The following is a 13,874-nucleotide window of genomic DNA, read 5'->3' as shown; positions in this document are numbered from 1 at the left end:
CGCCGATGACCTGTCGGGTTGCATCGACCAGGGCCGGCCGGCGTCGCGCCTGGCTGGCCCTGCACCGCTGGCTGGCGCTGCTGGTCGGCCTGCCGCTGGCGCTGCTGGGCGCCAGCGGCGCGCTGCTGGAGCTGCGCGGGCCCATCCTGCACTGGGAGCTGGGCGCCGCCGCGCTCAGCGCCAAGCCCCATGCCGCCGACGCCGTCGCCCTGGACGACGCGGCACTGCGCGAACGCGCCCGGCAAGCCTACCCGCGCTTCGCCCGCATCCTCGGCAGCGCGGCGCCACGCCAGGGCTTCCTGACCAGCGACAACGCCCTGGTCTTCGGCACCCTGGGCGACCGCGCGGGCACCGCGGTGGCCATGCTCGACCCTTACGACGGCGAGCCACGGGCCTTCTTCGTCTTCGACGACCTGTGGCTGGCCAAGGTGGTCGCGCTGCACCGCAGCCTGTTGCTGCCGCCGCCACTCGGCTTGCCGTTGCTGGCGGCGTGTGGCGCGGCGCTCTGCCTGTCGCTGCTCAGCGGCCTGTACCTGTGGTGGCCGGGCCGCCGCAACTGGTGGGCCGCGGCCAGCCTGCGGCGCGGCAGCCAGGGCACGCGACGACTGCGGGAATGGCACAACCTGTGCGCCAGTTGGCTGTACCTGCCGCTGCTGCTGATCGCCCTGACCGGCACCTGGCTGGCGCTGCCGCCCGGGCTCGCCGGCGCCGCGCCAGCCAAGGCGCTGCTTTCGGCCCTGCACGGACGGCTGGGCCTCGGCGCCGCGGGCATGGCCGCCGCCTTTCTCGCCGGGCTGGCCCTGCCCGCGCTCTACATCACCGGCCTGCTGCTGTGGTGGCGCCGCCGCCCGGCCCGCCAGGCCCTCCCCTCCACGCAAGGAAACCCGTCCCATGACTAGCCTCCTGAAACAGGCCTGCCGCGGCCTGCTGCTGTTCCTCCTGTGCGCACCGGCGCTGGCCGCGCCGCTCACCGACCTCGCCGGGCGCAAGGTCGAGGTGCCGGCCCAGGTCAAGCGCGTGCTGCTTGGCGAAGGCCGCATGATCTACTCGCTGTCGCTGCTCGAAGGCGCCGATCCCTTCGCCCGGGTCGCCGGCTGGCAGGGGGACTTCCGCGGCCTCGACGTGCAGGGCTACGCGGCCTACCGGGCGCGCTTCCCGCAGGCCGACCAGGTGCCCCTGGTGGGCGGCACCTCGGCCGACACCTTCAGCGTCGAGAAGGCCCTGGCCGTTCACCCGGACCTGGTGCTGCTGGCGCTCAGCGGCGGCCACGGCCCGGGGCCGGGCAGCGAGGCGCTGCGCCAGCTGGAAGCGGCCGGGGTGGCGGTGCTGTTCGTCGACTTCAGCGAGCACCCGCTGCTCAACACCGTGCCCAGCATGCGCCTGCTCGGCGAGGCCCTGAGGCGCCAGCAGCGCGCCGCCGAGTTCATCGACTTCTACCAGCAGGCCATCGAGGCGGTGCGCGAGCCATTGGCCAGCGCCGAGGCGCGCGGCGAACTGGAGCGCCCGAGGCTGTTCGTCGACATGCTCGCCGGCCTGCAGGACTGCTGCGGCTCGCCCGGGCGCGGCAACTTCGGCGAGCTGATCGAGCTGGCCGGCGGGCAGAACATCGGCGCCGGGCGCATCCCCGGCGCCATCGGCACCCTCAACCCCGAATACATCCTCGCCAGCGACCCGCAGCAATACGTGGCCACCGGCGTCTTCGGCGCCGGCCGCGGCGGCGTCACCCTGGGCTACACGGCCACCCCGCAGCAGGCCCGCGACAGCCTGGCGCAGATCGCCCGACGGGCGCCGCTGAACGAACTGCGCGCGGTGCGCGAAGGCCACGTGCACGCCATGTGGCACATCTTCTACGACTCGCCGGAACACCTGGTCGCCGTCCAGGCCCTGGCCAAGTGGCTGCACCCGGAACTGTTCGCCGACCTCGACCCCGAACGCACCCGCGCCGAGCTGTACCGGCGCTTCATGCCGATCCCCGCCAGCGGCGTGTTCACCGTCAGCCTGCAGCCATGAGCCTGCCGCTTGCCCACGAAGGCGCCGCGGCCGGCTACCGGCGCCGCTTCGCCCGGCGCCGCCTGGCGCTGCTGCTCCTGGGCCTGGCGCTGCTCGCCAGCCTGGCCCTGGACATCGCCAGCGGCCCCTCGGCGCTGCCGCTGTCGCGCCTGCTGCAGATTCTCTGGGCGCCGGAGTCGGTGCCCAGGGTGGAAACGGTGATCGTCTGGTCGGTGCGCCTGCCCTACGCGCTCATGGCGGTGCTGGTCGGCGCCGGCCTGGCGCTGGCCGGCGCGGAGATGCAGACGGTGCTCGACAACCCGCTGGCCAGCCCCTTCACCCTGGGCGTGTCGGCGGCGGCCTCGTTCGGCGCGGCCCTGGCCATCGTTCTGCAAATGGGCATTCCGGGCGTGCCGGCGCAGTACCTGATCTCCGCCAACGCCTTCGTCTTCGCCCTCGCCTCGGTGGCCCTGCTCTATGCCCTGGCGCGCTGGCGCGGCTTCGGCGTGGAGAGCCTGGTGCTGTTCGGCATTGCGCTGGTGTTCGCCTTCAACGCCCTGGTGGCGCTGCTGCAGTTCGTCGCCAGCCAGGACAGCCTGCAGCAGCTGGTGTTCTGGACCCTCGGCAGCCTGGCCCGGGCCAGTTGGGAGAAGCTCGCCGCCATGGCCCTGGCGCTGCTGCTGTGCCTGCCCTTCGCCCTGCGCCAGAGCTGGGCGCTGACCGCCCTGAGCCTGGGCGAGGAGCGCGCCCGCAGCTTCGGCGTGGACGTCGGCCGCCTGCGCCTGTTCAGCCTGCTGCGCATCAGCCTGCTGGCGGCGCTGGCGGTGTCCTTCGTCGGCACCATCGGCTTCATCGGCCTGGTGGCGCCGCATATCGCGCGCCTGCTGGTGGGCGAGGACCATCGCCTGTTCATCCCCGCCAGCGCCCTGGCCGGCGCGCTGATCCTGTCGTTGTCCTCGGTGGCCAGCAAGACCCTGGTGCCGGGCGTGCTGGTGCCGGTGGGCATAGTCACGGCGCTGGTCGGCATTCCCTTCTTCATGGCCATCGTCCTGCGCCAGCGCGGAGGCCTGCGATGAACGCCCCGCGCATCGACGGACTGGGCATCGAACGGCTGAGCATGGGCTACGGCGCCCGGCGCATCCTGCGCGAGCTGGACCTGCCGGCATTGCCGCCGGGCAGCCTGACCGCCCTGATCGGCCCGAACGGCGCCGGCAAGTCCACCCTGCTGCGGGGCATCGCCGGCCTGCAGCCGATCGCCGGGCGGGTGCTGCTGGATGGCGTCGACCTCGGCCGCCTGCCCCTGGCCGAGCGCGCGCGCCAGGTGGTGTACTTGCCGCAGAGCCTGCCGCAGCGCACCCGCCTGTGCGCCTTCGAAGCGGTACTCGCCGCGGCCATGGCCGGGCGCAGCCTGTCGCTGCTGGGCGGAGGCCACCCCGACGCGCAGACCCTGCGCGGCATCGAGCAGGTGCTGGAAGCGCTGGACCTGTCGGCGCTGGCGGACCGTCCCATCGATGCCCTGTCCGGCGGCCAGCGCCAACTGGTCGGCCTGGCCCAGGCGCTGGTGCGCCAGCCGCGGGTGCTGCTGCTCGACGAGCCGACCAGCGCCCTGGACCTGTACCATCAGTGCCAGGTGGCCGAGGCCATAGTCGAAGTCACCCGGGCGCGCGGGCTGATCAGCCTGATGGTGGTGCACGACATCAACCTGGCGCTGGCCTGCGCCGACCAGGTGCTGGTCCTGCACCAGGGCGGCCTGGCCGCCGCCGGGCCGCCCGCCGAGGTGATAGACGCACACCTGCTGCGCGAGGTGTACGGCGTGCATGGCAGCGTCGAACGGGTACGCGGCCGCAACCTGTTGCTGGTCGAGGGCCGCCTGCGGCCCTGATCCCACTTCCCACCAACCCCAGGAGTCCCCCCATGTCCGAAACCCCCGAAGCCGCCCAGGCCTCCGCCGGCACGCCCTTCGACCTGCGCCCGCTGCTGTTCTCCACCATGGCCGGGACCATGGCGATGATGGCCTTCGTCTCGCTGGTCGGGCCCATCGCCCGGCTGCTCGGCCTGCAGGCCTGGCAGGCCGGCGCGGCGGTCACCGTGTCCGGCGTGCTCTGGCTGCTGCTGGCGCGGCCCTGGGGCAATGCCAGCGACCGCGTGGGGCGGCGGCGCATCCTGCTGCTGGGCAGCGCCGGGGTGACCTTGTCCTACGTGCTGCTGGCGGTCTTCGTCGATACCGCGCTGCGCTTGCAGCCTATCGCCGCGCTGTCGTTCCTCGGCCTGCTGCTCGGGCGTGGCGCGGTGGGCGCCTTCTACGCCGCGCTGCCGGCCGCCGGGCAGGCGCTGATCGCCGACAACTACCCGCCGCGCCAGCGTGCCGCCGCCCTGGCCAGCCTGGGCGCGGCCAATGCCGTGGGCATGGTGCTGGGCCCGGCCATCGCCGCCCTGCTCGCCCGGCACAGCCTGAGCCTGCCGCTGTACGCCATGAGTGTGCTGCCGCTGCTGGGGTTCCTGGCGCTGCTCACCCGCCTGCAGCGCCAGGAGCACCACCTGCAGCGCGTCGCGCAGAGCATCCGCCTGGGCGATGCGCGCCTGCGCCGGCCCATGCTGGTGGCCTTCGTCGCCATGTTCTGCGTGGCGGTGGCGCAGATCACCGTCGGCTTCTTCGCCCTCGACCGCCTGGGCCTGGCGCCGGGCGCGGCGGCCCAGGCCGCCGGGGTGGCGCTGACTACCGTGGGCGTGGCGTTGATCCTCGCCCAGTTGCTGGTGCGCCGCCTGGACTGGGCGCCGCAGCGGCTGATCCGCTTCGGCGCGCTGGTGGCCGGCATCGGCTTCGCCTGCACCAGCCTGGCGCTGCAGGCCTGGCAGTTGTGGCTGGCCTTCTTCGTCGCCGCGGCGGGCATGGGCTGGGTGTTCCCGGCCTTCTCGGCGCTGGCGGCCAACGCGGTGAACGCCGACGAGCAAGGCTCCACCGCCGGCTCCATGGGCGCCGCCCAGGGCCTGGGCGTGGTGCTCGGGCCGCTGGCCGGCAGCCTGCTCTATGGCGTCGAGCCGCGCCTGCCGTACCTGCTGGTCGGCGCCCTGCTGGTGCTGGTGGCGCTGTGGCCGGAACCGGCCGCCGACACCGTTCAGGCCGGGTAGCGGCGCGCCAGGAAGTCCAGCAGCAAGGCGTTGACCTCGGCCGGGCGCTCGTTCTGGACCCAGTGGCCGCAGCCTTCCAGGCGGTGCTGTTCGAGGTCCGCCACCACCTCGGGCATGCGCTTGAGGGTATAGGCCTCCAGGCTCGCCACCGGGTCGCGGTCGCCCACCAGGAACAGCGTCGGCTGGCCGACCTGGCGGCCGGCCAGGGGCTCGCTGAAGCGCCAGTTGCGCTCGAAGTTGCGGTACCAGTTGAGCGCCCCGCGGAAGCCGCGGCCGGCGAAGGTCTCGATGTAATGCGCCAGGTCCGCCTCGCCGCACCAGGCCGGCAGTTGCCGGGGCGTGGGCTGGCCTTCGAACAGGCGGGCGTCGGCGGGCTTGTCCTGGAGGAAGGGGTCGTCGTCGCCGGCATCGCGGAAGAACAGGCGCAGGCTGCGCTCGATGTCGGCGTCCAGTTCGGCCTCGGCCACGCCCGGCTGCTGGAAGTAGAGGATGTAGTTGAAGCGCCCGGCGAAGACCTCGCGGAGGATCTCCGTGGCCGGCCGCTTGGGCCGCCCGGCATAGGGCACCGACAGCGCGGCCAGGGCCGCCACCCGCTCCGGGGCCAGCAGCGCCAGGTGCCAGGCCACCAGGGCGCCCCAGTCATGCCCGAGCACCGCCGCGCGGCCCTGGCCGAGGGCGTCCATGGCGCCGAGGACGTCGCCGCACAGGCTCTGCAGGTCGTAGGCCTCGATGGGCTCGGGCGCGTCGCTGCGGCCGTAGCCGCGCATCTCCGGCACGTGCACGCGGTAGCCGGCCTGCACCAGCGCCGGAATCTGCGCGCGCCAGGAGTGCCAGCATTCGGGGAAACCGTGCAGCAGCCAGACCGGGCGACCATCGGCGGGGCCGGCGATGTGCACGCACAGGTGGATGCCGTTGACCGGCAGCAGGCGTCGCTCGATGGAGGGCATGGGGAATCTCCGGGATTTTGTCGGGACGCTAGCAGCAGGGGTGTGACGACGTCATTTCCATTCGCTGGACGAATAGCGGGGCTTTTGTAGGGCGCATAACGCCTACGGCGTTATCCGCCGTTTGGCCTTGACTCCCGGCGGCGCCGGGGTTGACCTGGGCGTTGGCTATGACCCCGGCGTATCGGCGTATAACCGCGAACGGTTATACGCCCTACATGCATATATCCATATGCAAATCCGGTCTTTCACACCCGGATTCTTATTCCTCTATAGTCGCCCCACAACTCGTCATAACAAGTCATAGCCATGACCGAACTACTCCCCCTCTCCCCCGTCCCGCTGTACAGCCAGCTCAAGGAGCTGCTGCGCACGCGCATCCTCGACGGCAGCTACCCGCCGCTCAGCCGCATGCCCTCCGAGGCCGAGCTGGGCAAGGCCCATGGCGTCAGCCGCATCACCGTGCGCCAGGCCCTGGGCGACCTGCAGAAGGAAGGCCTGATCTTCAAGATCCACGGCAAGGGCACCTTCGTCGCCCGGCCCAAGGCGTTCCAGAACGTCAGCACCCTGCAGGGCCTGGCCGAGTCCATGGGCGAGCGCGGCTACGAGGTGATCAACCGCCTGCGCAGCTTCCGCTTCGTGCCGGCCGACGCCCAGGTGGCCGCGCGCCTGCAGGTGGCCGAGGGCGACAGCGTGGCGCAGATCAAGCGCGCGCGCCTGGTCAACCGCGAGCTGGTGTCGCTGGAGGTCACCTACCTGCCCGAGGCCGTCGGCCGCCGGCTGGAGAAGGCCGACCTGGTGAGCCGCGACATCTTCCTGATCCTCGAGAACGACTGCGGCCTGCCCCTGGGGCATGCCGACCTGGCCATCGACGCCATCCTCGCCGACGCCGAGCTGGCCGCCGCCCTGGAGGTGGAGGAAGGCTCGCCGGTGATGCGCATCGAGCGCCTCACCCACGGCGCCGACGGCCAGCCGCTGGACTACGAACACCTCTATTACCGCGGCGACGCCTTCCAGTACCGCCTGCGCATCGACCGTCACAAGGGCCCCCGAGCATGAGCCACAGCGACCTCCCCGAAGACAGGCAAAGCGCCTACGACATCGTCGTCATCGGCGGCGGCACCGCCGGCCCCATGGCGGCGATCAAGGCCAAGGAAGCCAACCGCGAGCTGCGCGTGCTGCTGGTGGACAAGGCCAACGTCAAGCGCAGCGGCGCCATCAGCATGGGCATGGACGGCCTGAACAACGCCGTCATCCCCGGCCACGCCACGCCCGAGCAGTACACCAAGGAAATCACCGTGGCCAACGACGGCATCGTCAACCAGGCCGCCGTCTACGCCTACGCCACCCACAGTTTCGAGACCATCGAGCAGCTCGACCGCTGGGGCGTGAAGTTCGAGAAGGACGAGGTGGGCGACTACGCGGTGAAGAAGGTCCACCACATGGGCGCCTACGTGCTGCCGATGCCCGAGGGCCACGACATCAAGAAGGTGCTCTACCGCCAGCTCAAGCGCGCGCGGGTGGAGATCACCAACCGCCTGGTGGCCACCCGGCTGCTCACCGACGCCGAGGGCGCGGTCAACGGCGTGCTCGGCTTCGACTGCCGCACCGCGCAGTTCCAGGTGATCCGCGCCAAGGCGGTGATCCTCGCCTGCGGCGCCGCCGGGCGCCTGGGCCTGCCCGCCTCCGGCTACCTGATGGGCACCTACGAGAACCCGACCAACGCCGGCGACGGCTACGCCATGGCCTACCACGCCGGCGCGGAGCTTTCGAACCTGGAATGCTTCCAGATCAACCCGCTGATCAAGGACTACAACGGCCCTGCCTGCGCCTACGTCACCGGGCCACTGGGCGGCTACACGGCCAACGCCAAGGGCGAGCGCTTCATCGAGTGCGACTACTGGAGCGGGCAGATGATGTGGGAATTCCACCAGGAGCTGGAGGGCGGCAACGGCCCGGTGTTCCTCAAGCTGGACCACCTGGCCGAGGAGACCATCCAGACCATCGAGGAAATCCTCCACGGCAACGAGCGCCCCAGCCGCGGCCAGTTCCACGCCAACCGCGGCACCGACTACCGCAGCCAGATGGTGGAGATGCACATCTCCGAGATCGGCTTCTGCTCCGGCCACTCGGCCTCGGGCGTGTGGGTCAACGAGAAGGCCGAGACCAGCGTCAAGGGGCTGTACGCCGCCGGCGACATGGCCGCGGTGCCGCACAACTACATGCTCGGCGCTTTCACCTACGGCTGGTTCGCCGGGCAGAACGCCGCGCAGTACGTGGCCGAGCGGGACTTCAGCGAAGTCGACCAGGCCCAGGTGGAGCGCGAGCGTGAACGCGTCTTCGCCCCGCTCAGGCGCGAGCACGGCCTGCCGCCGGCCCAGGTGGAGTACAAGCTGCGGCGCATGGTCAACGACTACCTGCAGCCGCCGAAGGTGACGAAGAAGATGGAGATCGGCCTGCAGCGCTTCGCCGAGATCGGCCGCGACCTGGAGCAGCTCAAGGCGAACAACCCCCACGAGCTGATGCGCGCCATGGAAGTCAGCGTGATCCGCGACTGCGCCGAGATGGCCGCCCGCGCCTCGCTGTTCCGCACCGAGAGCCGCTGGGGCCTGTACCACCACCGCGTGGACTATCCGCAGCGCAACGATGCCGAGTGGTTCTGCCACGCGCACCTGAAGAAGGACGACAGCGGCGCCATGACCAGCTTCAAGAAGCCGGTGGAGCCCTACCTGATCGCCCTCGACGACGAGGAACAGAAGGCCTATGAGCGGTTGCGGGTGAAGAACGAGGCGGCCTAGGAGCCCTAGAGCCCCTCTCCCCCCGCCCTCTCCCGCAAGCGGGAGAGGGAGCTGTTCGGCGCGAGTCGCGACAACGGAGCTAGCCGGCGAGTACGGAAATATCCATCGCTCAGGACAGTCCCCTCTCCCTTCAGGGAGAGGGCTGGGGAGAGGGTGGTGAGCCGAGCGCCATATCCCGACAGAAACACCCAGCCCGCCGCCACGAGAGCGGGTGCAATCGAACCACGAGGTAGCCGTGCCATGCCCCACCAACCCCAGGAAATCTTCTTCCGCTCCAGCGCCCCGGTCACCGTGGACGAGGACAAGTGCATCGCCGACAAGGGCTGCACCGTCTGCGTCGAGGTCTGCCCGATGGATCTGCTGGCGATCAACCCGGCCACCCAGAAGGCCTACATGGCCTTCGACGAATGCTGGTACTGCATGCCCTGCGAGAAGGACTGCCCGACCGGCGCGGTGAAGGTGGAGATTCCCTACCTGCTGCGTTGATGCCAACCCTTTGCCCTTGTAGGAGCGAGCTTGCTCGCGAACCCGCTTTGGCAGAGGAGCGTTCGCGAGCAAGCTCGCTCCTACGAAAAGCTACCGGACACGCCACCGGACGCCTGATGCAACGCCCCCTCGTTTCCCACCGCACACCGGCGGCGGAGACGATTCCAACACTCATGATTCGAGGGGAACACCCATGACCTTGCGCACCACCCTGGCCGGCCTCGCGCTGGCCATCGCCAGCCTTTCTGCCCATGCCGAGACCCTCCGCGTGGCCATCGGCACCCAGGACACCACCATCAACTGCGCCGCCGGCGGCCTGCTGGTCCGCGAGCTGAACCTGCTGCCCAAGTACCTGCCCCACGACGGCAAGTACCAGGGCGTGCAGTACGACATCCAGTGGAAGAACTTCACCAGCGGCGCGCCGCTGACCAACGAGATGGTCGCCGGCAAGCTGGACTTCGGCGCCATGGCCGATTTCCCCGGCTCGCTCAACGGCGTGGCCCACGAGGCGGCTGGCAAGCGCAGCCTGTTCATCAGCGTGCTCTCCGGCAGCATCGAGGGCAGCGGCAACGGCATCGTGGTGCCGGCCTCGTCCCAGGTGCAGTCGCTGGCCGAGCTGAAGGGCCAGACCATCTCCGTGCCCTTCGCCTCCACCGCCCACGGCCTGCTGCTGCGCGCCATCGCCGCCCAGGGCTGGGACCCGGACAAGGACGTGACCATCATCGCGCAGCCGCCGGAAGTCGCCGGCTCCGCGCTGCAGGCCAACAAGATCGCCGCCCACGCCGACTTCGTGCCCTTCGCCGAGCTGTTCGAGAGCCGCGGCATCGCCCGCAAGATCTACGACGGCTCGCAAGCCAAGGCGCCGACCTTCCACGGCGCGCTGGTGGAAGCGGACTACGCGCAGAAGTACCCGGAGATCGTCGAGGCCTACCTGCGCGCCACCTACGAGGCCAACCAGCTGCTGGCCGCGGAACCGGAGAAGTACAGCGAACTGATCGAGAAGGTCGCCGGCATTCCCGCCGAGGTGAACTACCTGTTCCACGGCCCACTCGGCCTGCAGACCCGCGACCTGACCTGGAAGCCGGAGTACCGCCAGGCCGTGACCACCGCCATCGACACCCTGAAGCTGCTGAAGAAGGCCGACCGCGGGCTGAACGTCGAGCAGTTCGTCGACGACCGCTACATCCGCGCCGCCTTCAAGGCCGCCGGCGCCGACTACGACGCCGCGTTGAAGAACTATGCCCAGCAGCCGCTAACGGCCACGGACGCGCTGACCGGCAAGGCCATCGCCGACCCGCGCCACGTCGCGCAGGTGTGGGTGCGCGGCGAACCCAGGGTGCGCAGCTACGCCTCGGCCCGGGAAGCCCTGGGCGAGCTGGCCAAGCTCAAGCAGCAAGGCAAGGACATCCGCGCCATCTATGCCCAGGCCAGCGACAGCGGCATCAAGCTGCTGGCCAGCCAGGCCTGGTTCGTCCAGGGCAAGGACGGCGCGCTGGACGCCTTCCTGCTCAAGGAGCAGGCCGAGCGCTACGCGCAGAGCAACGGCGGTGAAGTGCGCGACTTCGCCGGTGCCAGCCAGCAGGCCGTCGCCAGCCGCTGACGTCCACGCCCGGCGCCCTGCGCGCCGGGCCCTTGCGGAGCCATGAAAATGAACCTCACAACCCTGTCCCGCTGGAGCCTGCGCCTGGCCTCGCTGCTGGCCTGCCTGGCGCTCTGGCAACTGGCCAGCGCCCGGCACCTGAACCTCGGCCTGGTCACCTTCGCCAACGTCCCCGGCCCCGGCGAGGTGCTGGACGCCGCCGTGCAACTGGCGCAGTCCAGCAAGCTCGGCCGGCACCTGGGCGCGAGCCTGGCGCGGGTGCTCGCCGGCTACCTGCTGGCGGCCGTCGCCGGCGTGCTCCTGGGCCTGGCCATCGGCCGCGGCCGCTGGGCCCGCGACGGCCTACTGCCGCCGCTGGAAGTGCTGCGGCCGATCCCGGCGGTGGCCTGGATCCCGCTGGCGATCCTGATGTTCCCCAGCGCCGAGCTGTCGATGATCTTCATCACCTTCACCGGCGCGCTGTTCCCCATCCTGCTCAACACCATCCACGGCGTCGAGGCGGTGGACCCGCGCCTGCTCGCCTCGGCCCGCAGCCTCGGCGCGAGCCGCCTGGCGCTGCTACGCGAAGTGGTGCTGCCCGGCGCCCTGCCGAGCATCGTCACCGGCCTTGCCATCGGCATGGGCACCTCGTGGTTCTGCCTGGTGACCGCCGAGATGATCTCCGGGCAATGGGGCATCGGCTACTACACCTGGGAGTCCTACACCTTGCAGAACTACCCCGACATCGTCGTCGGCATGCTGCTCATCGGCGTGCTCGGCATGGCCAGCAGCCTGCTGGTGCGCCAGCTCGGCGCCCTGGCCACGCCCTGGCAGCGCCAGGCCGGAGGCAAGCCATGAGCCTGCCCGAGCAATTGCCCGCCGGGCACGTGCGCGTCGAGGACCTGTCGATCCACCTGGGCAGCGGCCGCGACGTCTTCGAAGCGGTGCACTCGCTGAGCTTCGCCATCGAGCCGGGCGAATTCGTCTGCGTGCTCGGCCCCTCCGGCTGCGGCAAGTCCACCCTGCTCGGCGCCCTGGCCGGCCACCTGCGCCCCAGCGGCGGGCGCCTGGAAGTGGATGGCCAGCCGGTGGGCGGCCCCTCGCCGCAGCGCGGCATGGTGTTCCAGCAGCACACCCTGCTGCCCTGGCGGCGGGTGCGCGACAACGTCGCCTTCGGCCTGAAGATGCGCGGCGTGCCGCGCGCCGAACGCCACGCCCGGGCCGAGGAAATGCTCCAGCTGGTGGGCCTGCAAGGCTTCGCCAATCGCTGGCCGTCGCAGCTTTCCGGCGGCATGCAGCAGCGCGTGGAGATCGCCCGGGTGCTGATCAACCAGCCGCGCCTGCTGCTGATGGACGAACCCTTCGGCGCCCTCGACGCGCAGACGCGGATGATGATGCAGGAGCTGCTGCTGGACATCTGGACGCGTCTGCGCACCAGCGTACTGTTCATCACCCACGACATAGACGAAGCGCTGTTCCTCGCCGACCGCATCCTGGTGATGAGCCCGCGCCCCGGGCGCATCCTCGAGGAAATCCGCCTGGACTTCCCGCGCCCGCGCCACGCCGAGCTGCTGACCAGCGCCGGCTTCGCCCGCCTCAAACGCCACTGCCTGGAACTGCTGCGCCACGAAGACGGCCGCCAACTGCCGCGCCTGACGCCCCTGGGCCTGCCGAACAATGATCCGACAAGAGCGCGATTCGCCATATGACCCCGTTCACGACCGACAACCCCGACATCCTCGATCTGCAACCGCGCCTGCAGCACGCCGACCCCGGCGTGCGCCGCATCGCCCTGATCGAACTGGCCGACCTGGAGGAACCCGAGGCCCTGCCCTGGCTGGCCCGGGCGCTGACCATTGATCCGGCCGCCGCCGTGCGCGCCGAGGCCGCGCGCCTGCTGGAAGCCTGGGAGGAACCCGAAGTGGTCCAGGCCCTATGCCAGGCCCTGGCCGACAGCGACGAGACGGTGCGCGAAGCCGCCGCGCAAAGCCTCAGCGAACTGAAGACCGCCGAGGCCGGGCGCCTGCTGCTGCCCTGGGCGGCCCACGCCGACACCTTCGTGCGCCGCAGCGCATTGCGCGCCCTGCGCGAACTGCGCCTGGAAGAAAGCGTGAACCCGGCCCTGGCCGCCCTGGACGACACCGACGCCGGTGTGCGCCGCGAGGCGGTGGGCATCCTCGGCTGGCTCAAGCGCATCGAAGCCCTGCCGCGCCTGGCCGCCCTGGCCAGCGACGATGCCGACAGCGAGGTGCGCCGCGCCGCCGCCGGCGCCCTCGGCCTGGCCAGCGACGCCAGCGTGCTGCCGGCGCTGGGCGCGGCATTGCGCGACAAGGCCTGGAAGGTCCGCGAGGAAGCCGCCGGCACCCTTGGCAAGCTGGGCCTGCAGGAGGCCGGCGAGGCGCTGCTGCAAGCGCTGGAAGACGACTTCTGGCAGGTGCGCCTGCGCGCCGCGCGGGCCCTCGGCAACCTGCGCTACCAGGCCGCCCGCGAAGCCTTGCAGGGCCTGCTCGGCCACGCCATCAGCAACCTGCGCAAGGAAGCCGCCCTGGCCCTGGGCGAGCTGGGCGACATCCGCGCCCTGCCCGCGCTCCAGGCAGCCCAGGCCGACGGCGACCCGGAAGTGCGCAAGGCCGTGCGCATCGCCCTCACCCAACTGGGCGCGCCGGCATGAACGCGCCCCGCGCCCTGCACCGTTCCAGCAACGAGCGCGAGCTGCGCATCGACTGGGGCGACGGCGAAGTGCAGCGCATCGCCTTCGCCCGCCTGCGCGGCGCCTGCCCCTGCTCGCAGTGCCGCGCGGCGCGCCTGCAGGGGCGCATCACGCTGGTCGGCGCCGAAGTCGGACTGCGCGCCGTGAACCCCCAGGGCTACGGCGTACAGTTGGTGTTCGACGACGGCCACGAGCGCGGCATCTATCCCTGGAGCTACCTGCGCGAACTGGGTTGAGCC

14 protein-coding genes are annotated in these 13,874 nt (G+C 71.1%); 13 read left to right on the top strand and 1 reads right to left on the bottom strand.

What is annotated here, in order from left to right:
- The first annotated feature begins 5 nt into the window (after nt 1-5).
- The 5 genes from IG194_RS29235 to IG194_RS29215 are packed head-to-tail and all read left to right on the top strand — an operon-like array spanning nt 6 to nt 5,118.
- The gene (locus IG194_RS29235) at nt 6-899 is read left to right on the top strand and encodes a PepSY-associated TM helix domain-containing protein (RefSeq protein WP_058489581.1); all 894 of its coding nucleotides are present in this window, start codon (nt 6-8) and stop codon (nt 897-899) included.
- A complete protein-coding gene (locus tag IG194_RS29230; RefSeq protein ID WP_058489580.1) occupies nt 892-2,010 on the top strand; it encodes an ABC transporter substrate-binding protein in 1,119 nt (372 codons plus the stop codon). The genes IG194_RS29235 and IG194_RS29230 overlap by 8 nt, the downstream gene beginning before the upstream one ends.
- The gene (locus IG194_RS29225) at nt 2,007-3,065 is read left to right on the top strand and encodes a FecCD family ABC transporter permease (RefSeq protein WP_058489579.1); all 1,059 of its coding nucleotides are present in this window, start codon (nt 2,007-2,009) and stop codon (nt 3,063-3,065) included. Before IG194_RS29230 ends, IG194_RS29225 begins: the two co-directional genes overlap by 4 nt.
- Nucleotides 3,062-3,871 (top strand): ABC transporter ATP-binding protein, encoded by an 810-nt coding sequence (locus IG194_RS29220; protein WP_225617139.1) that lies wholly within the window; start codon nt 3,062-3,064, stop codon nt 3,869-3,871. The genes IG194_RS29225 and IG194_RS29220 overlap by 4 nt, the downstream gene beginning before the upstream one ends.
- A 32-nt stretch (nt 3,872-3,903) precedes the next feature.
- Entirely contained in the window at nt 3,904-5,118 is a 1,215-nt protein-coding gene (locus IG194_RS29215; RefSeq protein ID WP_058489578.1) for an MFS transporter, read from the top strand.
- On the opposite strand, the gene IG194_RS29210 is transcribed toward IG194_RS29215, so the two are convergent.
- Complete coding sequence (locus IG194_RS29210) at nt 5,106-6,065, bottom strand: alpha/beta fold hydrolase (RefSeq protein WP_058489577.1); 960 nt, start codon at nt 6,063-6,065, stop codon at nt 5,106-5,108. The genes IG194_RS29215 and IG194_RS29210 overlap by 13 nt on opposite strands.
- A gap of 306 nt (nt 6,066-6,371) precedes the next feature.
- Here IG194_RS29210 and IG194_RS29205 point away from each other — a divergent pair, with 306 nt between their 5' ends.
- The 8 genes from IG194_RS29205 to IG194_RS29170 all read left to right on the top strand — a co-directional run bounded on the left by IG194_RS29205 (nt 6,372) and on the right by IG194_RS29170 (nt 13,871).
- Nucleotides 6,372-7,121, top strand: a complete 750-nt coding sequence (locus IG194_RS29205) for a GntR family transcriptional regulator (protein WP_058071272.1) — start codon at nt 6,372-6,374, stop codon at nt 7,119-7,121.
- A complete protein-coding gene (locus IG194_RS29200) occupies nt 7,118-8,860 on the top strand; it encodes a fumarate reductase/succinate dehydrogenase flavoprotein subunit (protein ID WP_058489576.1) in 1,743 nt (580 codons plus the stop codon). The genes IG194_RS29205 and IG194_RS29200 overlap by 4 nt, the downstream gene beginning before the upstream one ends.
- A gap of 240 nt (nt 8,861-9,100) precedes the next feature.
- A complete protein-coding gene (locus IG194_RS29195; RefSeq protein WP_009622146.1) occupies nt 9,101-9,346 on the top strand; it encodes a ferredoxin family protein in 246 nt (81 codons plus the stop codon).
- 193 nt (nt 9,347-9,539) lie between these two features.
- A complete protein-coding gene (locus IG194_RS29190; protein WP_058489575.1) occupies nt 9,540-10,946 on the top strand; it encodes an ABC transporter substrate-binding protein in 1,407 nt (468 codons plus the stop codon).
- A gap of 48 nt (nt 10,947-10,994) precedes the next feature.
- A complete protein-coding gene (locus tag IG194_RS29185; protein WP_058489574.1) occupies nt 10,995-11,783 on the top strand; it encodes an ABC transporter permease in 789 nt (262 codons plus the stop codon).
- Nucleotides 11,780-12,634 (top strand): ABC transporter ATP-binding protein, encoded by an 855-nt coding sequence (locus IG194_RS29180; protein ID WP_058489573.1) that lies wholly within the window; start codon nt 11,780-11,782, stop codon nt 12,632-12,634. Before IG194_RS29185 ends, IG194_RS29180 begins: the two co-directional genes overlap by 4 nt.
- The gene (locus IG194_RS29175) at nt 12,631-13,596 is read left to right on the top strand and encodes a HEAT repeat domain-containing protein (RefSeq protein ID WP_058489572.1); all 966 of its coding nucleotides are present in this window, start codon (nt 12,631-12,633) and stop codon (nt 13,594-13,596) included. The genes IG194_RS29180 and IG194_RS29175 overlap by 4 nt, the downstream gene beginning before the upstream one ends.
- The gene (locus IG194_RS29170) at nt 13,593-13,871 is read left to right on the top strand and encodes a gamma-butyrobetaine hydroxylase-like domain-containing protein (protein WP_009622151.1); all 279 of its coding nucleotides are present in this window, start codon (nt 13,593-13,595) and stop codon (nt 13,869-13,871) included. Before IG194_RS29175 ends, IG194_RS29170 begins: the two co-directional genes overlap by 4 nt.
- Nucleotides 13,872-13,874: the final 3 nt, after the last annotated feature.

Origin of the sequence: Pseudomonas sp. ADPe, from assembly GCF_014843515.1 — a bacterium.
Lineage (GTDB): Bacteria > Pseudomonadota > Gammaproteobacteria > Pseudomonadales > Pseudomonadaceae > Pseudomonas > Pseudomonas citronellolis.
This window is presented reverse-complemented; position numbering and strand designations above follow the sequence as displayed.